Annotated in this window: 21 protein-coding genes; 20 read left to right on the top strand and 1 reads right to left on the bottom strand. The window is 50.4% G+C overall.

The features are described from left to right. Nucleotides 1-29: 29 nt before the first annotated feature. The 9 genes from HH215_RS31580 to HH215_RS31620 are packed head-to-tail and all read left to right on the top strand — an operon-like array spanning nucleotide 30 to nucleotide 13306. Nucleotides 30-1298, top strand: coding sequence for an ABC transporter substrate-binding protein (locus HH215_RS31580; RefSeq protein WP_169283517.1), 1269 nt, complete (start codon nucleotides 30-32; stop codon nucleotides 1296-1298). A gap of 30 nt (nucleotides 1299-1328) precedes the next feature. Next, on the top strand, nucleotides 1329-2213 hold the full coding sequence (locus tag HH215_RS31585) for a sugar phosphate isomerase/epimerase family protein (RefSeq protein WP_169283518.1): 885 nt from the start codon (nucleotides 1329-1331) through the stop codon (nucleotides 2211-2213). After that, nucleotides 2210-4045, top strand: coding sequence for an ABC transporter permease (locus HH215_RS31590; protein ID WP_169283519.1), 1836 nt, complete (start codon nucleotides 2210-2212; stop codon nucleotides 4043-4045). The genes HH215_RS31585 and HH215_RS31590 overlap by 4 nt, the downstream gene beginning before the upstream one ends. A gap of 1 nt (nucleotide 4046) precedes the next feature. Then, the gene (locus tag HH215_RS31595; RefSeq protein ID WP_169283520.1) at nucleotides 4047-5153 is read left to right on the top strand and encodes an ABC transporter ATP-binding protein; all 1107 of its coding nucleotides are present in this window, start codon (nucleotides 4047-4049) and stop codon (nucleotides 5151-5153) included. A gap of 13 nt (nucleotides 5154-5166) precedes the next feature. After that, entirely contained in the window at nucleotides 5167-5928 is a 762-nt protein-coding gene (locus HH215_RS31600) for an MgtC/SapB family protein (protein ID WP_375140475.1), read from the top strand. Nucleotides 5929-5945: 17 nt separating this feature from the next. After that, nucleotides 5946-7562 carry an inositol monophosphatase family protein gene (locus tag HH215_RS31605; RefSeq protein ID WP_169283521.1) on the top strand — a complete coding sequence of 539 codons (1617 nt, stop codon included), beginning with the start codon at nucleotides 5946-5948 and terminating at the stop codon, nucleotides 7560-7562. Between the two features lie 49 nt (nucleotides 7563-7611). Continuing rightward, nucleotides 7612-9741 carry a methyl-accepting chemotaxis protein gene (locus tag HH215_RS31610; protein ID WP_169283522.1) on the top strand — a complete coding sequence of 710 codons (2130 nt, stop codon included), beginning with the start codon at nucleotides 7612-7614 and terminating at the stop codon, nucleotides 9739-9741. Nucleotides 9742-9747: 6 nt separating this feature from the next. Further along, nucleotides 9748-11493, top strand: a complete 1746-nt coding sequence (locus HH215_RS31615) for an ABC transporter ATP-binding protein (protein ID WP_169283523.1) — start codon at nucleotides 9748-9750, stop codon at nucleotides 11491-11493. Beyond that, entirely contained in the window at nucleotides 11486-13306 is a 1821-nt protein-coding gene (locus HH215_RS31620; protein WP_169283524.1) for an ABC transporter ATP-binding protein, read from the top strand. Before HH215_RS31615 ends, HH215_RS31620 begins: the two co-directional genes overlap by 8 nt. A gap of 54 nt (nucleotides 13307-13360) precedes the next feature. Here the strand turns inward: HH215_RS31620 and HH215_RS31625 are convergent, their stop codons facing one another. Then, complete coding sequence (locus tag HH215_RS31625; protein WP_169283525.1) at nucleotides 13361-13900, bottom strand: DUF1697 domain-containing protein; 540 nt, start codon at nucleotides 13898-13900, stop codon at nucleotides 13361-13363. Nucleotides 13901-14009: 109 nt separating this feature from the next. On the opposite strand from HH215_RS31625, the gene HH215_RS31630 reads away from it, so the two are divergent. The 11 genes from HH215_RS31630 (at nucleotide 14010) to HH215_RS31680 (ending at nucleotide 26671) form a co-directional block, all read left to right on the top strand. Continuing rightward, entirely contained in the window at nucleotides 14010-14342 is a 333-nt protein-coding gene (locus HH215_RS31630) for an S-layer homology domain-containing protein (protein ID WP_169283526.1), read from the top strand. A 246-nt stretch (nucleotides 14343-14588) separates the two neighbouring features. After that, a complete protein-coding gene (locus HH215_RS31635) occupies nucleotides 14589-15779 on the top strand; it encodes a copper amine oxidase N-terminal domain-containing protein (protein ID WP_169283527.1) in 1191 nt (396 codons plus the stop codon). A gap of 1434 nt (nucleotides 15780-17213) precedes the next feature. Beyond that, nucleotides 17214-18353 carry a LolA family protein gene (locus tag HH215_RS31640; RefSeq protein ID WP_169283528.1) on the top strand — a complete coding sequence of 380 codons (1140 nt, stop codon included), beginning with the start codon at nucleotides 17214-17216 and terminating at the stop codon, nucleotides 18351-18353. A gap of 161 nt (nucleotides 18354-18514) precedes the next feature. Next, the gene (alr, locus tag HH215_RS31645; protein WP_169283529.1) at nucleotides 18515-19702 is read left to right on the top strand and encodes an alanine racemase; all 1188 of its coding nucleotides are present in this window, start codon (nucleotides 18515-18517) and stop codon (nucleotides 19700-19702) included. A 197-nt stretch (nucleotides 19703-19899) separates the two neighbouring features. Next, the gene (locus HH215_RS31650) at nucleotides 19900-20181 is read left to right on the top strand and encodes a CopG family ribbon-helix-helix protein (RefSeq protein ID WP_169283530.1); all 282 of its coding nucleotides are present in this window, start codon (nucleotides 19900-19902) and stop codon (nucleotides 20179-20181) included. Nucleotides 20182-20184: 3 nt separating this feature from the next. Beyond that, on the top strand, nucleotides 20185-20535 hold the full coding sequence (locus HH215_RS31655) for a type II toxin-antitoxin system PemK/MazF family toxin (protein WP_169283531.1): 351 nt from the start codon (nucleotides 20185-20187) through the stop codon (nucleotides 20533-20535). Between the two features lie 77 nt (nucleotides 20536-20612). Next, the gene (locus tag HH215_RS31660) at nucleotides 20613-21848 is read left to right on the top strand and encodes an aminopeptidase (protein ID WP_169283532.1); all 1236 of its coding nucleotides are present in this window, start codon (nucleotides 20613-20615) and stop codon (nucleotides 21846-21848) included. A 177-nt stretch (nucleotides 21849-22025) separates the two neighbouring features. Beyond that, a complete protein-coding gene (locus tag HH215_RS31665) occupies nucleotides 22026-23456 on the top strand; it encodes an extracellular solute-binding protein (protein ID WP_169283533.1) in 1431 nt (476 codons plus the stop codon). Between the two features lie 323 nt (nucleotides 23457-23779). Continuing rightward, nucleotides 23780-24769 (top strand): zinc-dependent alcohol dehydrogenase, encoded by a 990-nt coding sequence (locus HH215_RS31670; protein ID WP_169283534.1) that lies wholly within the window; start codon nucleotides 23780-23782, stop codon nucleotides 24767-24769. A 23-nt stretch (nucleotides 24770-24792) separates the two neighbouring features. Then, on the top strand, nucleotides 24793-25743 hold the full coding sequence (locus HH215_RS31675) for an ABC transporter permease (protein ID WP_169283535.1): 951 nt from the start codon (nucleotides 24793-24795) through the stop codon (nucleotides 25741-25743). A gap of 40 nt (nucleotides 25744-25783) precedes the next feature. Beyond that, nucleotides 25784-26671 (top strand): carbohydrate ABC transporter permease, encoded by an 888-nt coding sequence (locus tag HH215_RS31680; RefSeq protein WP_169283536.1) that lies wholly within the window; start codon nucleotides 25784-25786, stop codon nucleotides 26669-26671. The last annotated feature ends 30 nt before the right edge of the window (nucleotides 26672-26701 follow it).

The raw sequence follows: 26701 nt of genomic DNA on the forward strand, positions 1-26701 counted from the left end.
GTAATAAAAAGAAAAGGGAGGAATTAACAATGTCAAGAAATAAGAGCTTAAGAGGAAAACTAACTTTGGTCGCAATCGTAGTCCTGATGTTGGTTATGACGGCATGCGGCGGGAATTCGAAAGAGTCGGCCAACGCAAGTGAAGGCGCGGAATCAAGCCCCAGCTCCAGTGAGAACGGCAGCTCGGACGGCAATGCCGCACCGGACTCCGATAATCCTAACGCGCAATGGGCGTTGGATGTGGGCCTCGACAAAACCGAAACGACCGACGAGCTTTACGAGTTGGCTAAGAAAGAGGGAAAAGTCGTTGTTTATTCCCAGTCCAGCCGGATCAAGGACGTCAAAGCTTCTTTCGAAGAAAAATATCCGGGCATTACCGTCGAAGGATACAAGATGAGTTCTCCTGAAATCGTAGAAAAGGTCATCCGCGAGCAAGAGTCCAAAGTGTGGAACTCGGACGTTATCTTCGTTAAAGATTCCAGCGGTTCCGTCTCGAACGAGATGATCAAGAAAGGCATGGTGCATAAGTACTTGCCGACGGATATCCAGTCCACGATGATGGAGCCGTTCAAATCGTCTTCTCCCGGCTTGGTTATGTACTTCTCCGTTAGGACGATTTATTACAACAACGAAGTTTACGACGAACCGCCGATTACCAACTGGTGGGATTTGACCGATCCGAAATGGAAGGGCAAAGTGCTGGTAGACGATCCGATTCAATCTTCCGATACGATGGATTTATTTTTATCGTTCGTGCAACATGCCGATGAAATGGCTGAAGCTTACAAAGAAAAGTTCGGCAAGGAAATCGTGCTCGACGGCACGGATAACGCTGGCTATGAATTTTTCAAGCAATTGTTCGCTAACGACGTCGTCTTAGTGAAGTCGAGCGACGAAGCGGTTGAAGCCGTTGGAGCGAAAGGCCAGGACAATCCGCCGATCGCGATCGCCGCGGCCAGCAAGCTGCGGGAAGTCGAGGAGAAAGGCTTGAAGGTCGGCGCTTCATGGGAAGTTAAACCGCGTCTTTCCGTCAAAGGCCCCGCGTATCTTTACGTGACTAACGAAGCGGAGCATCCGAATGCCGCCAAACTGTTCATTCGTTGGATGGCCGGCGAAGTAGACGGTACCGGCAAAGGGTTCGAACCTTACAACGTTTCGGGTTCGTATTCCACTAGACCCAATGTCGTCCGCGAGGATAATGTCCCGCTCGACCAGCTAAAGCTTTGGGACTACGATTCCGATTATTTCTATAACAACTATGTGAAATTCAGGGAGTTTTGGATTAAAAGCGTAAGCTAAAAAGAGACTTGAAACGGAGTGTCAGAAACCATGCTGGGTTATTCGCTTCAGAGTCCCGTATTTCTAGGAAAGTTGAGCAAGGAAACGCCACATGATTTAATCGCGCGTTACGAATCGATAGAGTCGTTCCTAAGCTCGCTGAGGTCCGGCGGGATCGACTCTATCGAAATCAGAATACTTCCCCGCGGCGCCGATGAACGGTCGTACCGGGATTTGATCAAGATCGTCTGGGACATGGGATTTCAACTGACGGTTCACGGACATGTCGCGGGGGAGCATCCAGGGGAAACATTCGTTGAAGCTTACCCGTCGATGCGTTATATTCTTAACCATTTTCACGAATACCAGGAAGGTTTGACAATGACGCTTCATGCCTTTGAAGCGAAACAAGGCAATAGGGAAGAGTTGCGCCGTCGAACGGTCGGACTTCTTCGCGAATGGTCCTCGATGCTTCAAGCGGACGATTTGCCTATTCGGTTAGCATTGGAAAACAATCGGCGTAAATCAAGCAAAGCGGATCCGGGGGATTGTATCGACGGCGTGCTTAGCATGGTGAATGAAGTAAGCAGCCCTTATGTCGGGATATGTTGGGACATGGGACATTATTATTCGAACTTGCTTACCGCCAGTAAGCTGGAGTTTCCTCCCGAGGAACCGCTGATGAAGCTCCCGCCTTCCGCTTTCTTGGAAAGCGCTTACCATACCCACATCCATGGTCTAGGCCCATCCGGAACGCATAACGCGTTAACGGAACGGAACAGTCTTCCCTTGGAGCACTACGTCGATGCTTTAAAACAAGCGAACTATCAAGGCGTCTACAATTTGGAGCTCACTTTGGACAAATTCGACGCCGATCGGTCGATGAGCGATCATATTGCGGCATCGGTCCAACGATTAAAGGAGGCCAAGGCTTGAACAAGATCGAGTTTACGAAACCTACCGCAAAATTACGCACGAATAGGACGTTAAACATTCTAAAAGGCATTTTATCGAACCCCGTGCACGTGATCAGTATCGTATCGATCGTTTTCCTAGTGTACGCGATCGTGCTGCCGATGTGGGAGATCATTTCCCACACCTTCACCTGGCATCCGGAGGACGTTAGAGCGACGAGCGAGGCGGTGCCCGGCAAGTTCACATTCTACCATTGGATCTACGTTCTTCGCAGCGAGATCAGCGAGTCGATATTCTATAAGCCGATGCTGCATTCCATCCAAATCGCGATTACCGTATCGATATTCGCCATGATTCTCGGCGGGGGACTGGCTTGGCTGCTTACCCGTTCGGATATTCCCTTCAAGAAGGCCATAGGCGTCTTGGCAATCATTCCCTACATGCTGCCTTCCTGGATCAAAACCTTCGCATGGCTGGTCGTGTTCAAGAACGATCGGGTAGGCGGCAATCCCGGCCTATTGCAATCCGTATTCGGCATCAATCCTCCCGACTGGGTATCGTACGGATTTCTGCCGATTTCCTTAACCTTGATCGCGCACTACTTCGTTTTCTTCTATTTGCTGATCGCGGTAGCTTTGAGTTCCATTAATAGCAGCTTGGAGGAGACGGCTGAAATAATGGGGGCAAGAAGATTCACGACGATGAGGAAAATCACTTTTCCTCTCGTTCTGCCGGCGATCATGTCTGCGTTCATCCTTACCTTCTCCAAGACGATGGGAACGTTCGGACCAGCGGCATTCCTCGGATTACCCGTCAAATACTATACGATATCGACGATGCTGTACGGCAGCATGCGAAACCGAATGATATCCGATGCGTATGTGCTCAGCTTGATCCTGATCGGAATTTCCGCGATCACGATCTACATTAACCAGCGCGCGTTGGGCAAGCGCAAGAGCTATGCCACGATCGGGGGCAAAGACGCAAGAAAGAACTTAACCCCCCTAGGAAAGTGGAGATATCCGATTCTCGGCGGCGTTACGTTGTTCTTGTTCGCCGCGGCGGTCTTTCCGATCTTGCTCTTGTTGATGCAATCCTTCATGTTGAACGAAGGAGATTATAGCTTCGGTAACTTCACGACGCATTTCTGGAACGGCGAATCCAATTCCCACATCGCTTCGGGCGAGGTCGGAGTACTTAAGAACGATCACATCGGACAGGCGCTGAGCAACTCGCTCAAGGTAGCCTTTATCGGAGCCGGAGCGGCGTCGCTAATCGGGCTGATCTTCGGTTACATCATCACCAAGTCGAGAAAGACGCTCTCTTCCAAAATGGTAGAACAGCTGTCGTTTTTGCCTTATTTGATTCCCGGAATCTCTCTGTCGGCCATCTATCTTTCCATGTTCGCCCAACCTAAGTTTCTGATGCCGGCTCTGTACGGAACGTTAGGCATCATCATTCTCATTACCATCGTTAAGGAGCTTCCGTTCGCGACAAGGGCCGGAACGAGCACGATGTTCCAGATCAGCGGCGAGTTGGAGGAGGCGGCCGTCATCCAAGGAGCGGGCTGGTTCAGGCGGTTTATCCGAATTATCGTGCCTTTAAGCTGGAAAGGGGTCGTGAGCGCATTTTTGCTCCTGTTCATAGGAGCGATGAAAGAATTGGATTTGATCATTCTATTGATTACGCCCAAGACAGGAACATTAACGACGCTTACGTTCGAATATGCGGACAAAGGATACCAGCAGTATTCCGATGCGATCATACTGATCATCGTCGCGATTATCCTTACGACGCATTTCTTGGCGACAAAATTCGCAAAAGCCGACATTTCCAAAGGCATTGGAGGATAACATGAGCAGAATCGAGCTAAAAGGGATCAATAAGTATTTCGACAAAAACCATATTCTGAAAGACCTGAACCTCGTGATCGAGGATGGGGATTTCATGACCCTTCTTGGTCCTTCAGGCTGCGGCAAGACGACTACGCTCCGGGTCATCACTGGGCTTGAGAATCCGGAGCAAGGAATCATTACGATCAACGATAAGGAAATGGTTCACGGAGAAAACCACTTCTACGCCGCCCCGTCCAAGCGAGGATTAAACTTGGTTTTCCAGAGCTATGCATTGTGGCCTCATATGACCGTGTACGAGAATGTGGCTTTCGGATTGAATATGCAGAGGGTATCGAAGACGAAAACTCGAGAGAGAGTCGAGAACGCCTTAGAACGGATGCGGATATTACCTTATAAGGACCGTTATCCGTCCGAATTGTCCGGGGGGCAGCAGCAGAGGGTCGCCATAGCCCGTGCGATCGTAACGGAGCCGAAAATATTGCTTCTCGACGAGCCGTTGTCCAATCTGGACGCCAAGCTCCGCTTGGATATGAGAGCCGAACTGAAGCGTCTCCATCGCGAATTGAAAACGACGATCATTTACGTGACGCACGACCAGGTCGAAGCGCTTACGATGTCGACGAAGATCGCCGTTTTCTTCGAAGGAAATTTGGTTCAGGTAGGCTCTCCGAAAGAAATCTATCATTGTCCGTCCGACATTCGGGTTGCCGACTTCATCGGAAATCCGAAAATCAACTTCGTGGACGCCGATGCCGCCGCTTACAGTGATTCGCTTCGGGTCGAATCGGCGATAGGCACGCTTGCGATTCCGAACCGTCAACCGTTTAACGGAAAAGCGGTACTTTCGATTTATCCGGAAGACATTCGAATTTCGACGGAACGGACGGAGACCGGGATCCCTTGCATCGTAGACTCCGTTCTCCCCGCAGGTTCGGAAACGCTGATCCAAATGTCGGCGGAAGGAAATATAAGCCTTCTAGCCAAGATGATCGGCGAGATTGATCTGGAGATCGGCAAACCGGTATGGATCGCCTTCCCCCTCGAGAAAGTGAACGTATACGACAAAGAAACCGGAAAACTGGTTGCTCGATCGTTATCGAGCTGAAGGGGAGAACGCCGTGTGGTCTTTCGCCAGCGATAGCGTATGGCACATCTCTTATCCGGAATTGATCCTTAGAATGGTTTTAGCTACCGTGTTCGGCGGCATGGTGGGCATCGAGAGGGAATGGAGCAATCATGCCGCCGGATTCCGTACTCATATTCTCGTTTGTTTAGGGTCGGCTACGATCATGCTATTGTCCGTATACGGGTTCTCCGATTTCGTCGACGAGCCCCAAGTCCGAGTGGACCCCGCGCGGTTAGCGGCTCAAGTCATAAGCGGCATAGGCTTTCTAGGCGCTGGAGCCATTTTGAGGAACGGCAACATGATTAAAGGCTTAACGACGGCGGCTTCGGTGTGGGTCGTGGCGGCAATCGGATTATGCGTTGGAGCCGGCTTTTATACGGGAGCGGGAATTTGCACCTTTCTCGTCTTGATCAGCTTGTACTTGCTTAATCGGTGGGAGAAGCATCTGTTACGGCACCGGCGGGTCCAGGAAGTGGAGCTCGTCATCAAGGACGACCCCGGCGTATTGGCGGAGATCGCGAGCGCTTTCGGAGAACAAGGTATTCAAATTGCTAATTTGAGGATGAATCCCGCGGAAGATCATCCCGCGGAAAGATATATGCAGCTTATTTTCAGTCTTAAGCTTCAGAATCCGGAGCGGTTCATCGTCGCTTTGGAGCGCATTTCGCTGCTTGAGAAGGTGATTTCCCTGGAAACGGGCAATATGGACGCGGGGAAGAGCCGAGGAGCCAAATCCGGTTCGGTATCCATGTGAAGGAAAGGGGGGGCGATATGAACAAAAGAACATTGTTGATTACCGATTTGGATGGAACTTTATTGACGCGAGACCAACGGATCAGCCCGGAAAACGAAGCCGCGATAAAGTTGTTCCAACGGCGGGGAGGATTGTTCACCTTCGCCACGGGCAGAACGGAAGCCGCGGTCGACCGGTTCGTTCGTCAGCTGCAGCTCGACATTCCCATGATTTTATATAACGGGGCGAGAATCACCGATCCTCGAACAGGCGAAGTATTATATGAAGAAAAGCTCTCCCTGCCGTTGAATCTGTGGGAGGAATTGCTAGTTGCCGCTCGATCCGGCGTTGCGTTGCTCCTCTATCGGGACGGGAATGTGTATGCGCCGGAACGCAACGCGAGATTGGAGAAACACGAGCGCAAGGACGGCGTAACCTGCAAGCCGTTTCAGGCCGGTTTCGTCCAAGAGCCCTTTAACAAAATTTTGCTCATCGCGGATCGAACGGACAGTTTGCTCGATCTGGAGAGGAAGATAAGGGATTGCGGCATCGATTGCGAGATGGTCTATTCCGAATCCGATTATTTGGAAATTTTGCCTTCGAACGTCTCTAAAGGAACCGCGTTAGGCCAATTGTTGAGGCTTCTGGAGTTCGATGACGTGTACACCGTGGCTGTTGGAGATAATCTGAACGATCTCACGATGCTAATGCGCGCCGATTTGGGAGTGGCCGTCGAGAATGCCCATCCGGATCTCAAGCAAGTGGCGAAATCCATCGGCGGCCACCACGAGCGGCATGCGATTTCCCTGATCGTGAACGAGTTGTTGAAGCCCACGAACAAGACGGGAGTGATTGAAATGAATTGGCTGGAAGAAGCGAAGAGAATTGCTATGGAAGCCGGAACGATGATCAAATCAAGAGTCGGAAGCGGATTTTTGGCCGAAGAGAAAAGCTCGAGCTTCGACGTGGTCACCGAGGTCGATCGGGCATCGGAGAAGTTAATCCGCGATCGAATTCGGGAAATTGCGCCGGACCATACTTTCCTTGGCGAAGAGGAGTCGTTCGACAATGCCCAATCCTTCTCCGAACGATTGGATAGCGCCGAGACTGAACCTAACTTATGGATCGTCGATCCTATCGATGGAACGAGCAATTTCGTTCAAGGCATCTCCGGATTTACGGTATCGATCGCCATGGCCTCTTACGGAGAAATCATACTTGGGGTCGTGTACGACCCGATGAAGGATGAAATGTTCTATGCGGAGAAAGGGAAAGGGGCATTCATGAACGGGATTCCGCTGCGGGTAGCCTTAACTTCTCGCTTGGATCAAAGCGTAGTAGGAACGGGGTTTCCATCCAAGACCGAAGCCCGGGAGAAAGTGATGGCCGGTCTGCTGGAAGTAGGCAAACGATGTCGGACGATCCGTGCACTCGGGTCGGCCGCTTGCCAGATGTCCTACGTGGCGGCGGGCAGGCTTACCGCGTTCTGGGAAAACGGCCTTAACGTATGGGACGTAGCTGCCGGGGTCGTGCTCATTCGCGAAGCCGGAGGCCAAGTGTCAGACACGAGAGGCGCTCCGTTCAGCTTAAAAACGAAGGATATGTTCGGCAGCAACGGGAACATCCATGCGAAAATGTTGGCCTGCTTAAAATAAATAGAGGCTAAGATCGCATATATTTCCCTAAGAGGGGTTAGGTGTCAATATGGCAAACGGGAAGATTCCCTTTTGGTTTCTACCGTCCGTCCGTTTGATGAACCGGTTGAATTTCTTGAAGAAATTCATGCTCGTCGCACTTATATTTACCATTCCGATCGTGTTCTCCTCGTGGATGTTTCTGTCCGATCTGCAGGACAGAATGGCGTTCACCTCCCGGGAGCAAAGGGGCATCGAACCGATTATCCGGCTCTCTTCATTGCAACTGGAGTTGGATAAGCATCGGGAATATGCGCTTCTGTACGGAAGCGGATTGAGCGATTATAGAGAGCGGATGAACGAGCAGGAGATGATCGTTAACGAAGAGATAGAGAGAATCGCATGGATCGACAATTACGCTCCAAGCTTCGGAGCGGAAGATAAGTGGAGAGATTTTAATAACCATTGGTATTTCACCAAGCAACAAGTCCGCAAAGATGACTATAAAACCATTGCCGGCTTACATGTCCGCTTAGTGGAGGATATCCAAGCTTTGCGGCAACGGATTGCCGCGACTTCAAGGCTGAACCTTGATCCTCAAACGAGGGTTTCCTCTCTTTGGATGATGGCGACCCAGCTGTCAGACCAGAACGCCGGCACGGCAATTCTATCTTCCGTAGGACTTCAAGTTTCGATCCTCGGAAATCTATCGGAAACGAATAGGGAACTATTGAAGGATGAAATGGATAATCGGCGGTTGACGCTGCTCAAAGAGTATATGGACAAACTAGTCGGATCGAAGGTAAGCGTTCGTTTGGAGTCCGCGTCGCAGAAGCAGCAGACGTCCGTCGCGAAGCTGATGGATACGGTGAATTACCGATTGCTTACGGAATTGAGCGCGGAACCGGCAGAGTACGAACGGTTAGCCGCGCAAGCCGTAGAAGCGAATGCGGAATTGTATCGCCAAGTGCTGGCGGAGCTTAAAGAAACAATCCGAGAAAAGCTGGACGGGGAACAGCGGGAACGGAATGTTTTGTTGGCCGTCATCGCCTTTTTCATCTTGCTTGACGCGTATTTGTTCTGGGGGTTGTATTTGGCTATCCGTAAAACGGTTTCCGGTCTGGCCATTCATTCCCAGAAGCTCTCTTCCGGCGACTTAACCGTCAGGGCGCCTCTCGAAGCGAAAGACGAGCTCAGATCGATATCCGAAATGTTCAACGAAATGTCCGCGACTTTCGGAATGATGATCGCCTCGCACTTGAAGGCCGCTCAGGAAATATCGTCGTCGTCGCTGAGACTGGAGCTGAGCGCGACCGAATCCGCCGAAAGGTCAAGCCGGATCTCCACGGCATTCGCTTCGATCGCGGATGGGGCTATTCGGCAGCGGGACGGAGCATCGTCCTCTTTCGAGCAAATGTTAGCGATGTCTAATGGCCTGGGACATATTTCGGACAATATGAGCTTGGCCGCCGAAGCGGCTGCCCATGCTTCGGAAGAAGCCGATGCTGGCGTCCATTCGATTCAAGCCGTCATCGGACAGATGGACGCGATCAGCCAATCGGTGACAGAGCTCTCGAACATGATCGACTTGTTGAAAGAACAATCCGGGTCGATCGGAACGATCGTCGGGGAGATCAGGGACATTGCGGATAGGACGGACTTACTCGCGTTGAACGCCGCGATCGAGGCCGCGAGAGCCGGAGAGCAAGGCAAGGGATTCGCCGTCGTAGCAAGCGAAGTTAGAAAACTGTCCGAACAATCTTCTCGGGCGACCGAACGAATAAAGGCGAGAGTAAGGGCAATACAATTTTCCGTTAACGAAGCGTCCGACCGGATGAAGCAAGGAGTAGAAGAAGTCCGCGAAGGAATGAATAAGGCGGATCGAACCGGACTGCAATTTCGGAACATTCGAAATTCGGTTAATCGTATGGCCGCCAACATTCAAGAGATTTCCGCAACTTGCGAACAATCCGCGGCCAGCTCGGAACAGGTGTCGGATGCGCTTAGAGAAGTGCTGGCAATCGCTCAAGCGACGGGTACCCAAGCAGAGCTCGTATCGGAATCTTCCGAACAACAATATCGATCGGTCGAACAAAACTTAGCCTTTTCCCAAAATTTGAACAAGCTTGCCCGGCAGTTGACAACTTCGATGGATAAATTTCTGCTGGACGAGAGTTTGCTTGCACAAGTCAGGAAGTGATGAAAATTGAGGTCTCCTCGGTTAGTATTCGATTTCTTGAAAGCGAAATGGTACGTCTACGCTTCGGGAATGGCGTTCACTGCCGCTGCTAACGTCGTATACGCCCAATTCCCCAAGACGATCGGACAATTCACGGATAAGTTAAACGATGGAATTCTCAGCCTATCATCCATTACGGATTATGGGCTGTTCCTTCTGGCGATCGGCGTAGGCTACGCGGCACTTGGCGGCATCGGCCAATATCATGTGATGTACATCGGCAGGGTATTCGAATATGAAACCCGTCAATTGCTTTTCGACCATTTTACGAGAATGACAGATTCCTTCTACTCCAAACAAGGAGTGGGGAAACTATTGAATTATTTCATGAACGACGTTAAGGGCGTTCGGGAATCCATATCCGGCGGGGTTAATCACACGACGAACGCGATAATGCTCTTATTGTCCTCCGTATACGCGATGTTAACGAGCTCCATCCCCTATTATTTAATTCTTGCGTGCATCATGCCTTTGCTGACGATCCCCTTTATCGTCGTTAAATTCGGTCCTGTCATTCGCAGGCGTTCCATGGAAGTTCAACAAGCGCTTGGAGCAATGACGGAGATGGCCGAGGAACAGTTCGGCGGCATCCGGGTGACGAAGAAATTCGCGGTCGAGTCGATTATGAATCGCCGCTTCGGCAGGGAGGTAGATCTAGTCCGCGATAAGCAGATCCGGTTAGTTCGCATATCTTCCTTCTTTCAGGCCCTCATTCCGTTCGCGGGGGCTCTGTCTATGAGCACGGCTATCTCTTTTGGCGGGTATTTGACGTTGCGCGGGAGTATCACCGTGGGCAACTTTGTTGCGCTGACGCTATACATCAGGATGATGATCACCCCTTTGCAGCAGATAGGCAACGTCATCAATACGATGCAGCGTTCCCGGGCGTCGCTGGAAAGGCTGAATCGCTTGTTCGCGGTTAAAGCGGACGTGGAGGAGAAGGAACAGGCTCACGATGCGAACTTCGCCCAATCCGCGCTTGAGATTCGGAACGTCTCGTTTGCTTATCCCGATGCTGCTTCATTAGCGCTACAAGGAATCGATCTGCGTCTCGAGCCGGGTAGAACGCTAGGCATTGTCGGCAAGACCGGCAGCGGTAAAACCACGCTCGTGAAATTACTGCTTCGCGTTTACGATCCCTCGGAAGGGGCGATTACAACGGGCGGGGTAGATATGCGCGAGTTAAAGCTGGGAAGCTTAAGGAAAGGGATCGCTTACGTGCCGCAAGACGGGTTTCTATTTAACTCCACGATTCGGGACAATATCGCGTTCTATGAAAGGAAATCAAGATTGGATGAAGTGGAGCTCGCCGCACGCTTGGCGCAATTATACGACGATGTTCGGGAGTTTCCGGAGCAATTCAATACGAAACTCGGGGAACGCGGAGTGACTTTATCGGGCGGACAGAGACAACGAACGAGCTTGGCACGCGGGTTGATCAAAAAAGCGCCGGTGCTCATTCTCGACGATAGCTTTAGCGCGGTCGACTCGATTACGGAAAATAGAATTCTCGACTCGATTCGTAAGGAACGCGACGGCAAAACGAATATTATCGTATCGCATCGGATTAGCGCCGTGAAGTCGGCGGACGAAATTATCGTCTTAGACGAAGGACGGATCGTGCAGCGAGGCAAGCATTGGGAGCTCCTGTCCCGAAAGGGTTTGTATGCGGAGCTTCATGCCTTGCAGGAGGAAGGGAGCATGAATGGCTAGAGCGATAGACAACTGGCAGTTGGACAATAAGACAGCGTTAAACCATCCGAAACAGGACACTCCGTATTCTTCGGTTTGGCGATTATTGCTTGCCTACGTTTGGCCTCTTCGGTTAACGTTCGTCCTAGTATTCGTTTGTATTTTGTTCGCGATTACGGCGGATTTGCTGCAACCCTATCTGGTGAAAGTCTTCATCGACGACTATTTGCTGGCAGGGCATGGGGAATATCGGCAGTTAATCCTCTTTGCCGGTATTTATTTCGCGTTATCGTTGACGGATTTCTTTTTCACGTACGTTCAGAACAATCTTCTGCAATTCGCCGGACAGAACATCGTAGCGCGAGTTCGCAAAAGCTTGTTCGGCCATATCGGATTGCAGTCGATTTCGTTTTTCGATCGCAACCCGAGGGGGAATTTAATTACTCACGTATCCAGCGATACGGAAACGCTGAGCCAGTTTTTCAGTCAAGTTCTTCTTAGCCTGATGAGGGATGGACTTACTCTGATTCTCATCATCTTCATGATGGTCCGACTGGATTGGACGAGTACGCTCTATTGTCTGGCGCTGCTTCCCGTAATCGCTTTTATAGCGGTTTCCTTTCGTTCGTACATGCGTAAAACTTATCAGAACGCAAGGACTCAAATTTCCCGGCTCGTTTCCTTCGTCGCCGAGAATTTGGCCGGAATGAATATCGTTCAAGCCTTTCACCAGCAGGAGGAGCAGGGCTCCCGGTTCCGAGAGCGCAACCGTTCTTATTATCGCGCGAATCTCCGGGAAATCCGCACTAGCGTACTGTTTAATCGTTCATTCGATATTTTGGGCAACGTCTCCGTCGCTTTTCTCGTTTGGATCGGTGGAAAATCGGTATTGAACCAGGAGCTGGAATTCGGCGTTTTGTACGCTTTCATCACGTACACCCGAATGTTCTTTCAACCGATTAGCGCGATTACCCAGCAGTGGAGCACGCTGCAGTCCGCGACGGTGTCGGCAGGCCGGATTTCGAATTTACTGTCGGTTACCCCGGAAATCACGGATCATCCAGAAGGCGGGAAACACCCGGAAGAGGCGGTGAAAGGGGAAGTCGATTTTCGGAATGTAACGTTCGGTTATCAGGAAGCTAATCCCGTTATTCGCGACTTGGATTTGCACGTCGAACCCGGAGAAACGATCGGAATCGTCGGAACGACCGGAGCGGGCAAAAGCTCGCTGATCAGCTTGTTGTGCCGATTTTACGATGTTCAGTCGGGAAGCATTCATATCGACGGCAAAGATATCCGATACTTTCCCCAAAGCGAGTTGCACAGGGCGATCGGGCTTGTCCAACAGGAGCCGTTCCTCTACTCTGGGAGCGTGATGGATAACGTTCGGCTGTTCGACGAGACGGTCGCCAAGGAGCGGGTGATCGAAGCCTGCAGACTGATCGGAGCCGACTCGATAATCGGACGGATGAAGCATGGCTACGAAACGCGATTGTCGGAAAGCGGTAGCGGATTATCGGCCGGCGAAAGGCAACTGATCTCGTTCGCGCGTATTCTCGTATTTAAACCTTCCATCTTAATCTTGGACGAGGCGACGGCGAATATGGATTCCTATACGGAGCAACTGATCCAGAACGCGCTTGAAGTCGTATCCTATGAGAGAACGACATTGGTTATCGCCCATCGTCTGTCGACCATCGTGCATGCGGATCGCATCCTCGTCATGAAAAACGGAGAAATCGTGGAAGAAGGAACGCATGGACAGTTGCTGGAGATTCACGGCTATTACGAGCAACTGTACCTGCATTCTCTTGGAAGGTCTAAGGCGGAGTGAAGTCGGGCTAGGGGGAGGGGAGGGCTTAAACGCTCCCCCCCTCCGCTCGGTGTTTTACATTTTCCCGACCAACCCGGCTAGTTTGTTGATCGTGTTCATGTTGCGAGAGGTAGCCGTATTCCCTAGCTTATTCATGCTATTTGCAAGCTTGGAATCGAGCACGCTTCGTCGGAACAAGAAATAAATCTCCAGCCCATGGACGAAGTACTCATCGGTGCCGTCACCTTTGTTCGCTTCAAGAGCGGCAATGGCTTTCGGAGAAGGAGATTCGGTTAATATCGTAACTTGAATGCTCTCGCCTTCTAATAGCCCGTCTTTGCCGTACGGACAATTCGCGACGATTCGTTCCCATTGTTCGGCGGTTCTCATAGCGACGGTAACGCTGATACCGAAAGTCTCCGCAATCGCCTGTTCCAGCATAGGACGTAACGTATCCGCGCTTTTCTCCGATTCGAACAGCACATTGCCGCTCTGAATATACGTTTGTACCCGATTAAGGCCAATGGCTTCATAAGCTTTCCGCAGTTCGGCCATTGGGACCTTGTTGTGGCCCCCGACGTTAATCCCTCTAATCAATGCGATATAGATCGTCATTTCGTTTTTTCTCCCCTAACTAGACCTAGTGTATTTACCCAATTTATACAATGAAAGATCGTATTGATATGTTAGTATACTATGGATTATTTGGTTTTCCATAAAGTCGTTGCCGGCTTGGAGCAAAGGCTTAATCGGCGGCGTGCTGGATAAAGGCCTCATGTCGACGGACTCCAAGAAACATTTCCAGCCGAACAAACCGGCTACTAGAGCGGAAGTCATGGTCGTTCTTGATCGCGTAGCGAAGATGCTTGGCTTTGAGCAGGCCCTGACGATAAGAAAGGCGGGAACTTACGGCCCTGATTCCGGCGTAGAAGAAGTCAAAGGCGACATTAAAGTCCAAGTTGAAGGAGTTATGCTAAGAAACTATGCCGTCCCGAATCAACTGAAACTAACCGATGCTATCGGCAACTCGTCAAGCTTGTCATGCTATTCTGCATAGCTAGCGTGTGGCATCCAACATGTCTCTATAAGTTCATGTCTCAATGCCGATCTGTATCGGTTCCTTGCCTGCCATTCGTACATGCACTTTGAAGAGGTATAGATGCTTGCATAGGGGGGGATTTTGCCACCGATTTTCCGATTATTGGGATTAATTACACCTTATAATCCCTTGTGTGATATAATACCACAGGAAATGTTTTACATATAATATTTTGACAATGATTATGTCGAAGAGGAGCAAACCATGTCTAAGAAAATAGTCTCTTTTCTTATCTGTATGTTATTAGCTATCCAGATCCCGAATATTGTTAGCGCGACACCATCTAATCTCCAAATATCCATTGACGGAGAGCTTCTGAGTTTACCGCTGTCACCCGTTCAAGTAAATGGAACGACCATGGTCCCTATCGCTCCAATCTTCAGATATCTAGATCTGACATTGCAAGTGGACGGGAAATCTTTGAAAGGAAGTAAAATAGGACTTGTTATCCATATGGTTGTGGGAAGTAAGATAGCCAGAGTAAACGGTGTTACCGTTATTCTAAGTGAACCTGTCGAGCTAATAAATAATACTACGATGGTGCCTCTTAGATTTATTGTTGATTGTCTAGGTGCCAGTGTATCATCTGCAGAAGGAATCATTCACATTTCGAACAATAATAGTAGTACTATGTATGATATTGATTTGCCTGTGCAAGTTACAGGAAATTATGTTGTTAACTTACGGGGAGAAGAATTTCTCGAGTTAAATATCGTTGATTTCTTCTATGATCCGATAACAAAAAAGGTAAGCGAGTACGATTTCTATTCTAGTGTTATTGGGTTTAATTTTAACACGAGCTATAAGTATAATAGCTTTCAAGTTGGTAAACAGGATAAGGGCGATGAAATTTATATCGGGAGTGCAATTAAATTCCTTGAAGATTTCGACCATAACGTTCAAAATAATACGAACTACTCCAAAGTTAAAGCCTATTATGAATCACAAGATTTCCTAGACCAAGTTAGAGCCTTTATCAAATCTGAAAAAGATGCAAACGATGCTAAGCTTAAGAAAGCTCAGGATGCAAGTATCGCAAAGCTCAAAATAGAGCTTAAAGCGAATAAGAATAAACCGATAAAACTGATTAGTACTGAAGTTACATACAATTTGATTGACATACCTGAAGTAAATCTTACTATTAAGAACTTAACTACTAAAACAATTGTAGCTTATGAAATGAGAGTAAGTTGCTATGACGATTTCGACAGACCAGTAAATAGGTTTTTAAGCTCAAGTAACTTATTTAAAGGGATTTCGCAAGGGAACAATCTTACATCTGGACAATCTCAAACCGATACATGGACTCTAAACCTCTATGACTTGGCTACAAAAGTTAAAAATATAAAGATAACTGCCGTTAAATTTTCCGACGGGACTTCTTGGAAGTTATAATTATCAATTAACAAAGCCACTCTGCTCCTGGAGTGGCTTTGTTAATTATTTAGACAAGGTGTTTGAAAATAAAGCAAGAGCCATAAGCCCACCTCGGACGGGGGCTCGCGAGGTGGAAACATACTATTGAAAGCGAACTGTTCCAATGGTTTAGTGGGCTTTCTAGGAGTCATATTCATGCGTACTCTTATTGTATTGATTGCAATGATGACGAATTTTTTGGGGATGAAATCAGAGAATACTTTACTGATGTTCATACTTTTAGTTACTGCTTTTGTTTTCATGTTCTCATGTTCCAATTTTTGTGTTTATCAGTTTGAAAACGGAGGTAAGTCAGTTACATTTAGGGCCGCATAATCCCCAGTCACTTTTATGGGAAGGGAAAGACCAAGTGCAAGTAACACTCGGTCTTTACATTTGAATGGTGACTTGTTTACAGGGCTGAACAGGTTTCAACTAATACTTTCGCTTGAGACTTATCGGTATGCAGTGTTTCGAGGGTTTCGACAAGTTAATTTCCTTACTGCAAGAAAAGTGAAGTCCGGCCAATGCAACGGCTCTTCATTGATCGAAAGGACAAGAGAGAGCCGAGAGCCGATTCGATGAGCGAAGACCATGGAACGCGTGAAGTCCTTGGAAACGCAGCGCGGAAGAACTCCCGGTGTATAGGGAGCGGCATGCTGTGAGAGTTGTGTCTGGAACTAGGCATGTCCTCCCCCGTAAGAATTTTTTTTCGAAAAGAGCAAACCTATAAGCCCGAAAGGTGAAGTAGCGAGCTGCGGAAAGGAAGCAGGCATTGTCGCTCAGCACTAGGGGTTAAAGAAACTCGTCGGCTAGGAAAGTACCGTAACGCGGAAGAAAGAAGAACATCGGAAAGCCGTATGAGGGAAAGCCTCAAGTACGGTTTGATGCAGGGGGAGCTGGAGAAGTAAAAGCAGGGCTTACGCCCTCCAATAAAATTTCAGTTCTCTACTCTACAGATGATCTTTTACGGGGTTGTTTCTGCCAAAGCCGTTTCTTTATCTCGGAGTGTCCGAGTTAGAGGCATGGCAAGGGAACAAATAAGCCGAGTTGGACTGAGGCACGGTAAATACCTGCTCCTCAATAGCAAACGCTGCTCTCAGCCCTCCTGTGATCTTCTATAAGGAACGGCAAGCATAAGAGCTCATGTTTGTGTCGATGTATTCGAGAAAGTACTTACATGGATTCCTTGTTTGCTCCCGTGTTTGCCAACAACCCTGTAAACATTTTCATCTCGGACACTCTAGAGAGCTACGAAGAGTACAGAATCCGCGACGAACGCGGTCTCGTGAAATTAGAATTATTCCGTTCTAGTAATGGCTCGTCAAGCTTGTCATGCTAGTCTGCATAAATGGTCAAGTCCCCTCATAGACATGAACCATGGAATTATTAATGTGCAGAGGGGTGGATCGCATGCGTCGTCGGATTTCATGGATCACCGCTATTGTTCTTGTCTCGGTCATCTTCTTGGCCGGTTGCGGGAGCAAAAATGCGGATTCGATCGTGAAGGACCTGGACAAAGTCGTTGGCAAGATGGAGAGTTATGAAGGCAGCGGTACGATGATCTTACATACAGGACAACAGCCGCTTGAGTACAAAGTCGAGGTTTGGTACCAGAAGCCGGATTTGTACCGGATTTCGTTGACCAACGCCAAACGGGACATTACGCAAATCGTTCTCCGCAATGACCAAGGGGTATTCGTGCTTACCCCGCAGCTGAACAAGAGCTATCGGTTCCAGAGCGATTGGCCGGACAATCAAGGACAGGTTTACTTGTTCCAAACGTTGGCGAAGAGCATCATCCTGGATAACCAAAGGCAGTTCACGACGGACAAAGAAAGTTACGTGTTCGACGTCATGGCCGGCAACTATCAGAACGGATCGTTCGCGCGCCAGAAGATCTGGCTGAATCAGAAGGATTACTCGCCTAAGCACGTCGAGGTTTCGGACGCGAACGGCACCAAGATGGTGGAGGTCATCTTCGATACCTTCAACTTCGATAAGAAGTTCGAGAAATCCGCGTTCGATATGGATAAAAATATGGGAGTCGCGCCGAATGCCAAGCCGTCCAATACGGCCGAGGAAAGCGCGGGCCCAGAGGTTACGGCCGTGCCGGATAGCGGCTCTTCGCCGGAAGCATCCTTAACGCCGGACGAGGAAACTTCCGTCCAACCGGACCAAGAAGGAACCGAGACGCCGGCTGAGGCCGTTAAGCTTACGCTTACAGAACCTGATGCGGATGCGCTTCCCGTAGGCGTCGAACTCCAGGATCAGAGCGAGTTGCAACTCGGAGATCAACAAGGCGTCATGCTCCGTTACACGGGCAGCTACGACTTTACGATCGTCGAGGTCGTCGCCAAGGACCGTGCCGTTACGTACAACGAAGGCATCGGGCTCGATCTTGGCTTTACGATGGGACATCTATCCTCGGGCGAGACGAGCACGCTGATCTGGACCAACGACGGCGTGGAATTCCGCTTAAGCACCCAAGATCTCCCGCAGGAAGATATGATTCGCATCGCCCAATCGATGGAGCAATCTTCGGGGAAATAAGGAAGGATCAAGGAAGGGGGAGCAGGGCCGATCGCAATAGGATCGGCCCTGTTTCTCTCCCGACAGGAAAAGTTTGTCTGCTTGAATATCGTTGACAGTACCCCATCCTCCCGGTAACATTGACTTATTGTAGCTTTTGCAGCAGGGAAGGTGAACGGTCCGTGGACTGTCATTACCGGCCGACAGCGGCCGAGATTTCCCTAGATGCCCTGGATCGGAACATCGGGGCTTTCCGTGAACATTTAGCAGCGGGAACCAAAATAATGGCTTCCGTCAAAGCGAATGCTTACGGACATGGGGCAGTGGAAATTGCGAGACGGGCAGTCGCGTCCGGCGCGGATTATTTGGGTGTCGCATTCTTGGATGAGGCGTTGCAGCTCCGCGCCGCGGGAATCGGCGCCCCCATTCTGGTGCTGGGATATACGCCTCCCGAAGGTTATCCGATTGCCAGAGAGCAAGGGATTACCGTCACGCTATATCGAGAACAAATGCTGGATGAGGCAGCCGCTCTTCCTCTATCCGTTTCGGGCAAGAAATTAAGAGCGCATGTCAAGATCGACTCCGGAATGGGAAGATTGGGATTGATGCCGGGTCAAGAAGCCGAGCGCTTTCTAGAGCGGGCTTTCTCGATTCCGCAATTGCACGTGGAGGGGTTATTCACCCATTATGCCCGTGCCGATGAAACCGATAAGAAGTATACTTTCCTGCAAGTCGAGCGATTTGCCGGCGTTGTCGATTACGTACGCCGTTCCGGAATGCCGATATCGATCATTCATTCCGGGAATAGCGCCGCGGGAATAGATCTCCCGGAGCACGTAGGCCAGATGCTGCGTTTAGGCATTAGCATGTACGGCTTATATCCAAGCGATGAAGTGGATACCCGCCATGTGCAATTAGAACCGGTTCTTTCCTTGAAAACTTCCATCGTCCATGTGAAGAGCTTGGCGGCAGGGGAAGGGATTAGCTACGGCACCCGGTATTTCACGCAGCGCGAAGAATCCATAGGCACGCTTCCGATCGGTTATGCGGACGGCTTCAGCCGGATGTTAAGCGGGAAAGTGGAAGTGCTCGTACGCGGACGGAGAGTTCCCGTGTTAGGAACGATCTGCATGGATCAGTGCATGATCCGTTTGAGCGATGCGGAATCTGCGGGCTCCGCCAGGATACAACCCGGTGAAGAAGTCGTGCTGATCGGCAAGCAAGGGGACGCCGTCCTCTCGGCCGAGGAAGTCGCGGGGAAGCTGGGCACGCTTAATTATGAGTTAACTTGTATGCTAGCCGCGCGAGTTCCGCGTATTTACAGAAGCGGCGGAGAAATCGTTGCCGTCGTTAATCCGCTATTAGGATAATATTGGTAACGAATTATTTGCCCGTTCGCGGCAGGATTGTAATTATCGACATCGAATTGTAGATAGTACGACTCGTCGATGTCGCCCGGCAGCGGGACTCGATGCTTATTTACTAGCGAAATCGTATATTTCTTTGTTAACTCATGCATACTGGAAAATAGGTTGCTTGTTGGAAATTCTTTGGGGGTGTCCGTTCGGTGGCCAATTTACACAATACGAAACGCATTATGATCAGTCTTCCGGATCATTTGCTGCGCGAAGTCGACTTCGTCGTCGCCAAGGAGAATACCAATCGCAGCGAGATCATCCGCCAGGCCATGAAACATTATCTGGTCGATCGCAAGAAGCGGTTAATTCGCGACGCGATGCAGCGCGGGTATTTGGAGATGGCTAAGATCAATTTGCATATGGCCTCGGAAGCATTCCACGCAGAAGAGGATGCGGAAAGCATACTCGGTCGCCTCGTGAGCGGGGTGTAAGCTTTGATTGTGAAGCGCGGGGATGTTTTCTATGCGGATTTGTCGCCGGTCGTAGGTTCGGAGCAAGGCGGGGTAAGACCCGTTCTGATTATTCAGAATGATATCGGCAACCGATTCAGTCCAACGGTCATCGTAGCGGCCATAACGGCGCAAATCCAGAAAGCGAAACTGCCGACTCACGTCGAAATAGAAGCGAAAATTCATGGCATGGAACGGGATTCGGTTATCTTGCTTGAGCAGATCCGGACGATCGACAAACAGCGATTAACGGATAAGATCACGCATTTGGACGACGAGACCATGCGCAAGGTGGATGAAGCTTTGCAAATCAGCGTAGGTTTGATTGATTTCTAAATTAAGATGACAGGTACTGCTCTTGCGGGTTCCTGTCGTTTTTGCGATTGTACATAACGAAAGTGAGAGTGCGAGACATGACGACTTTTAACCAACGGTTGGAAAAATACGCGGAATTGATCGTTAGAGTAGGCGTAAACGTTCAGCAGGATCAGGAAGTGTTCATTACGGGTTCGGTCGAGATGGCGACGCTCGTTCGCCTCGTGGCTGGCAAAGCCTATGAAGCCGGGGCAAGTAACGTACACGTGGATTGGATTGACGAGGCGTTGTCCCGCTTGAAATACGAGAAAGCGGCGGATGAAGTGTTTACCCGTTTCCCGGAGTGGGAAACGGCCAAGAGAAACGCGTTCGTCGGTAACGGCGCGGCCTTTATCTCCATCATTTCTCCAAACCCCGATTTACTGAAGGGAATCGATTCATCGCGGATCGGCAACTATCAGAAAGCTTCCGGTCAAGGCCTCTCGGAATTCAGAAGAGCCATTCAAGCCGATAAGGTCAGTTGGACGGTAGTTGCGGCGTCGACGAAAGACTGGGCCGCCAAAGTATTCCCGAACAGCGCTTCGGAGCAGCATGCGGTAGATCAGCTGTGGGAGGCGATCTTCAAGTCGGTGCGCTTGGATGCTGCCGATCCGGTGAAAGCCTGGGATGAACATAACGCGACTTTACACGGTAAGAGCGATCTCTTGAACGAGAAGCATTTCAGCAAGCTGCAATATCGGGCGCCGGGAACGGAGCTCACGATCGAGCTGCCCGAGAAGCACTTATGGGTTGCCGCAAGCAGCACCAACGCGAAAGGGATTCCTTTCATGGCGAATATGCCGACGGAAGAAGTGTTTACGGTCCCTCTGAAAACGGGCGTTAACGGTTATGTGTCGAGCACCAAGCCGCTAAGCCATGGCGGTAATATCATCGACGGCTTCAAGCTTACTTTCGAGAACGGTCGGATCGTCCGAGTGGAAGCGGAGAAAGGCCAGGAAATTTTGCAGCAGCTCGTCGACACGGACGAAGGCTCTCATTACTTGGGAGAAGTCGCTTTAGTGCCGCATGAATCCCCGATCTCGCAATCGAATGTGTTATTCTTTAATACGTTATTCGACGAGAATGCTTCTAACCATCTGGCGATCGGCAGCGGATATGCCTTTAACGTCGAAGGCGGCAAGATGATGTCTCCGGAGGAATTGCTGAACAGCGGCGTTAACTCCAGCATCACGCACGTAGATTTCATGATCGGCTCCGCGGAGATGGATATCGACGGCATCCTGGCCGACGGCACGATCGTTCCGGTGTTCCGCAAAGGGAATTGGGCTCTCTAGTTCCCACCCTGTATCGATAAGATAATATCCTCTCCCCGGCTTCGGCTGGAGGAGAGGTTTTTTATGGATTTAGGGGTTTCGACAATGAGCGGACAATAAGCGGACAGTTGACATTTGATGTGAAATATCTGAAAATATATCTGATGTTCAAGTTGATATTATACAGGAGAAATATACATGAGTTATAAATCAGACCGACCTTCGTTTCAGGAGCGGCTGGATCATTTCGTGAATGTCCTCCGAACGGAAATTCTTAACGGAATTAGGCAGGAAGGAACGTATTTGCCTGCGGAGAGCGCTCTGTCCAAGCAATTCCAGCTCAGCAACAAGTCGATTCGCAAAGGCTTGGATCAATTGGTCGAAGAAGGGCTGATCGTCAAGATCGACCGCGTCGGTAGCATGGTCACCACGAGCGCGAAGCAATCGATCGCTTTGAATTTCGGTTGTCCGATCTCGCTGACGACCGATTTTCTCATCGATGACCTGATTGCCGAGTTCGGAAGAAAGAATCCCGGCATTCACGTCCGGCGCATTACGTTGAATCACCTAAGCTACGTCCAATCCGCCGAGGAAATGATCTCCAACGGCCTATTGGATATCGTCGCCTTCAATAGCCCGCAGTTTCAGGAGTGGTCGGAGGAAGGGCTGACTTCGTTATTGGAGCCTTTAGAGTCGGACGGAGCGTTGTACCCGATCGCCGAAGAGGCGTTCCAGCACGAAGGCGAGATCTACGTTAAGCCCATTACCTTCTCTCCGGTCGTCGTATGCTACAACAAGAAGCACTTTAGGGATGCCGGATTGCACGAACCGGACAGTTACTGGACGTGGAAGGATCTTGTCTCGGCTTCGGTTAAGCTTGCGCAATCCAGGGGCAGGCACGGCGTATACTTCCTCCCGGCTTCCGAAAACCGTTATTCCGTTTTTCTGCTTCAGGGGATGGGGAATCGGCCGTACAGCACGCAGGGAGATGCCGGGCTAAGTCCGAGAGTGGCCGAGGGATTGCGTACTTTGAACGAATTGATCGGTAACCGGGACATCTTCCCGAATTACATGGCGCAAGGCAACGATGAGACGATTCAACTGTTCGCGGACGGGCAGGTTTCGATTATTTTGTCCACCTATTTCAATTTGAACGAATTTTCGCATCTCAAGCTGGATTACGACATCTGTCCGTTGCCCAGCTTAAGGCGGGGAGATCCGCAGAAAACGTTGCTCTTATCGATCGGAGCAGCGCTCGTGAAGCATTCCAAGGAAAAGGAAGCCGCGCTTCGGTTCGTCGAGTTTCTGTCTTCCGCGCAGGCGCAAAATTTCATTCGCGAACGAACGGTGAGCATTCCCGCAAGGAAGGAATCCGCGGAGAAGCCCTTGTCGGACGGGAGTCTTACGCGTCCTTCACGTTACGCGATGTTCAGGGAGATGTTCCCATCCTTCGCGTATCACCGGGACACCGGCCTTAGGATGAAGGACTTGAGACAATTCACCAAGTGGCTGAAGGAATTCTGGTCGGGCATGATCGACGAGCAGACGTTGCATTCGAAGATCGCGGGACTTTACGCGGCCAATGCGAACGATGATCAGGAAGAAGAGATTCTGGGCGCTAAGCTCTAACCGGTAATTTAACTAAATTATTTCGACAATGAGGTCAATCGGCTGAAAACCGATAGGCCTCTTTTTTCGTGCGTCGGCGACTTGTCGTCAGTTGCCGAATGTATCCGCAATCAATTCGTATCGTCTCTCGATTATTTAGAGGCTATTCCTAAATATAAAATATTCGCGAGAATCGGATTGACAGCGTTTTTATTCGCTGTGTATAATCGGTACATCAGATATACATCAAATGCATTAAAAGAAATTGTAAAAAGATGGTATGTAAATCAGATGTGAATCAGATGGGGATTAGAAACGAATCAGAAAGACATCAGGAGGCGCGTATGCGAGCGATAAAAACACGGAACGGCGCTGCGGTGTTCGTCAATCTGCCGGAGCCGGACATTAAACCCCAATTCGTCAAAGTCAAAATAAGCCGTTCGTCCGTGAGCATTGGAACAGAGTTGCTCATGATCCGGGGAAACTCGGAAGCCTCGCTGGGCTATAGCGCAACGGGCGTCGTACTCGAAGTCGGAGAGGGCGTCACGCACGTTAGCCCGGGACAGAGGGTCGCTTGCTACGGTACGCCGGCGCATCGCGAGATCATGTTGTCCCCGAAGCATCTCACCGTCCCCGTACCGGATGGCGTCACCGACGCCGAAGCCGCCTTCTGCGGGATCGGCGCAATCGCCGTACATGCTCTTCGGCAAGCGGACCTTCGTTTCGGAGAAACGGTCGTCGTGACGGGGCTGGGCATTCTCGGCCAGATTATAGCTCGTATCGCGCACGCGTCTAATTTTCAAGTCGTCGGTTTGGAACCGTTTACAGAACGCAGGAACAGGCTAATCGCCGCCGGTATCCCCCATGTATACGGGGATCAAGCGGAGATGAAAGCGGCGTTGGATACGCTTACGGATACTAAGGGAGCGGACGCGATCCTCGTATGCGCCAGCAACCGGAAGGACAATCTGATCGACAGCTCCATCGAGGTGCTCCGGGATCGCGGCAAGGTCGTCATCGTCGGGGATACGGGAAGCGGCTTCGACCGGGATCTGCTGTTCGGCAAAGAAGCCAGCATTCATATTTCGCGGGCCGGAGGTCCGGGAAGATACGAGAGCGATTACGAGCAACTCGGCATCGATTATCCGATCGGGTACGTCCGTTGGACCGAGGGACGCAACATTCAAGAGTTCCTAAGAATGATCCAAGAGAAACGAATAGAGATTCAATCGCTCGTGTCGGACGTGGTCGCGTTCGACGATCTGCCCGAATTGTACGTCCGATACGAGCGCGAACCGCAAAATAAAATGGGAATCATCGTTCGATTCGATTAACCCGGAAGGGAGGAAACAAGCGCATGAAAGATACGGCGTCAGCAATCGTTCCCAAGCCCGTCCGGGCTACAACGAGATGGACCCGAACGTTATGGCGATATCGTTGGCTTTACTTGTTCATGGTGCCCGGCCTTCTTTATTACATTATCTATCATTACGTCCCGATGTTCGGCCTCGTCATCGCTTTCCAAGATTACAACCTGATGAAGGGCGTTTCCGGAAGCCCTTGGGTCGGCTTCGATAATTTCCGTATCGTGTTCCAGTCGCCGGACTTTCCGGATCTGCTGAAGAACACGGTGCTGCTAAGCTTGTACAGGATTATCTTCAATATGCTGCCGGATTTGGTACTCGCGCTCATGTTGAACGAGATCCGGGTGCGTTGGTTCAAACGGACGATTCAAACGTTGACCTACGGACCGCACTTCCTGTCTTGGATTATCGTGTACGGCATCATGTTCTCCTTCTTCAGCCCGGGTTCGGGCCTTGTGTCCACGTTCTTCCGGGATATGGGATGGGGATCGATAGACGTACTGACCAATTCCGCCTTGTTCCGCCCGATGCTGGTGCTGACGGATATATGGAAGAGCACGGGGTACGGAGCGATTATCTACTTGGCCGCTCTCGCCAGCATCAACAACGATCTGTACGAAGCGTCTTCCATAGACGGAGCCGGACGTTGGAGACAGATGTGGCACATCACGCTGCCGGGCGTTCGGGACGTATTCATTCTTCTGATCATCCTCCGTCTGGGAAGCATCTTAGATGCCGGATTCGAGCAAGTATACATCTTCTTGAACGTGAGAGTGTACAACGTCGGAGACATTATCGACACTTGGATATTCAGAAGAGGGATCGAGCAGATGGATTTCAGCGTTCCGGCCGCGGTTGGCGTTTTCAAATCGGTTATCGGTTTCGTGCTCGTGCTGGGGGCCAACAAATTGGCTAAGCGATTCGGCGGATCCGGCATTTGGTAATGGAATTGCAGACTGAAGCAACTAGCGGAGGTGAACGGAAGTGCCTTATATTTTCCAGAAAACATGGTCCGACCGAATTGCCGATCTCTTCATCTATATCACGTTGGCGATCTTCGGATTAGCGACCCTGTTCCCGATCTACTACGTATTCGTTGTCGCGGTAACTCCTTATTCTGAGGTACTGCGCAACGGCGGCTTCCTGCTCGTACCTCGGAAATTCACGATGGAAGCTTTCGAGGCGATCTTAAGCAGCAACACGGTGCCCAAAGCGCTTGGAATTACGACGATGGTGACGGCGATCGGAACGTCTCTCAATCTGATGGTGACCACGCTGCTGGCGTATCCGTTGTCCAAGAAATATTTGCCCGGCCGGAACGCCGTTCTCCTGGCGATCGTGTTCACGATGCTATTCTCCGGAGGATTGATTCCGACGTTCCTTACCGTTAAGGCGACGGGGCTCATGAATTCGATCTGGGCGCTGATCATTCCCGGACTGGTATCTACCTTTAACTTGCTGATCATGAAAACTTACTTTGAATCGCTTCCTTCGGAAGTCGAAGAAGCGGCGAAGATAGACGGCTGCGGAGACGCTTCGACGTTGCTCAAGATCGTGCTTCCCTTGTCGATGCCGATTATCGCGACGTTGGGCTTGTTCTACGGAGTTAACCACTGGAATGCTTACTTCAACGGAATTATGTATTTGAACGATCGGGATCTGTATCCGCTCCAGGTCGTTCTCCGGAACATGATCGTGACCCCGAGCGTCAGTCAGGAGCTTGCGGTGCCGCAGTCGCAATTAAGCGCGCTGCCGCCCGAATCGATCAAGATGGCCACCGTCGTCGTAGCGATCATTCCGGTCATCGCCGTGTATCCGTTTCTTCAGAAGTATTTTATCAAAGGGATGATGCTCGGCGCCGTGAAGGGCTAGGGGGCAAGAAACAGGGTTAGTCGGCAGGAG

Origin of the sequence: Cohnella herbarum, from assembly GCF_012849095.1 — a bacterium.
Lineage (GTDB): Bacteria > Bacillota > Bacilli > Paenibacillales > Paenibacillaceae > Cohnella > Cohnella herbarum.

What these genes read in the sequence shown, in the direction of transcription:
- HH215_RS31580 (WP_169283517.1), top strand. Translation starts at nt 30, where the DNA reads ATGTCAAGAAATAAGAGCTTAAGAGGAAAACTAACTTTGGTCGCAATC.
- HH215_RS31585 (WP_169283518.1), top strand. Translation starts at nt 1,329, where the DNA reads ATGCTGGGTTATTCGCTTCAGAGTCCCGTATTTCTAGGAAAGTTGAGC.
- HH215_RS31595 (WP_169283520.1), top strand. Translation starts at nt 4,047, where the DNA reads ATGAGCAGAATCGAGCTAAAAGGGATCAATAAGTATTTCGACAAAAAC.
- HH215_RS31605 (WP_169283521.1), top strand. Translation starts at nt 5,946, where the DNA reads ATGAACAAAAGAACATTGTTGATTACCGATTTGGATGGAACTTTATTG.
- HH215_RS31610 (WP_169283522.1), top strand. Translation starts at nt 7,612, where the DNA reads ATGGCAAACGGGAAGATTCCCTTTTGGTTTCTACCGTCCGTCCGTTTG.
- HH215_RS31620 (WP_169283524.1), top strand. Translation starts at nt 11,486, where the DNA reads ATGGCTAGAGCGATAGACAACTGGCAGTTGGACAATAAGACAGCGTTA.
- HH215_RS31625 (WP_169283525.1), bottom strand. Translation starts at nt 13,900, where the DNA reads ATGACGATCTATATCGCATTGATTAGAGGGATTAACGTCGGGGGCCAC.
- HH215_RS31635 (WP_169283527.1), top strand. Translation starts at nt 14,589, where the DNA reads ATGTCTAAGAAAATAGTCTCTTTTCTTATCTGTATGTTATTAGCTATC.
- HH215_RS31640 (WP_169283528.1), top strand. Translation starts at nt 17,214, where the DNA reads ATGCGTCGTCGGATTTCATGGATCACCGCTATTGTTCTTGTCTCGGTC.
- HH215_RS31660 (WP_169283532.1), top strand. Translation starts at nt 20,613, where the DNA reads ATGACGACTTTTAACCAACGGTTGGAAAAATACGCGGAATTGATCGTT.
- HH215_RS31665 (WP_169283533.1), top strand. Translation starts at nt 22,026, where the DNA reads ATGAGTTATAAATCAGACCGACCTTCGTTTCAGGAGCGGCTGGATCAT.
- HH215_RS31670 (WP_169283534.1), top strand. Translation starts at nt 23,780, where the DNA reads ATGCGAGCGATAAAAACACGGAACGGCGCTGCGGTGTTCGTCAATCTG.
- HH215_RS31675 (WP_169283535.1), top strand. Translation starts at nt 24,793, where the DNA reads ATGAAAGATACGGCGTCAGCAATCGTTCCCAAGCCCGTCCGGGCTACA.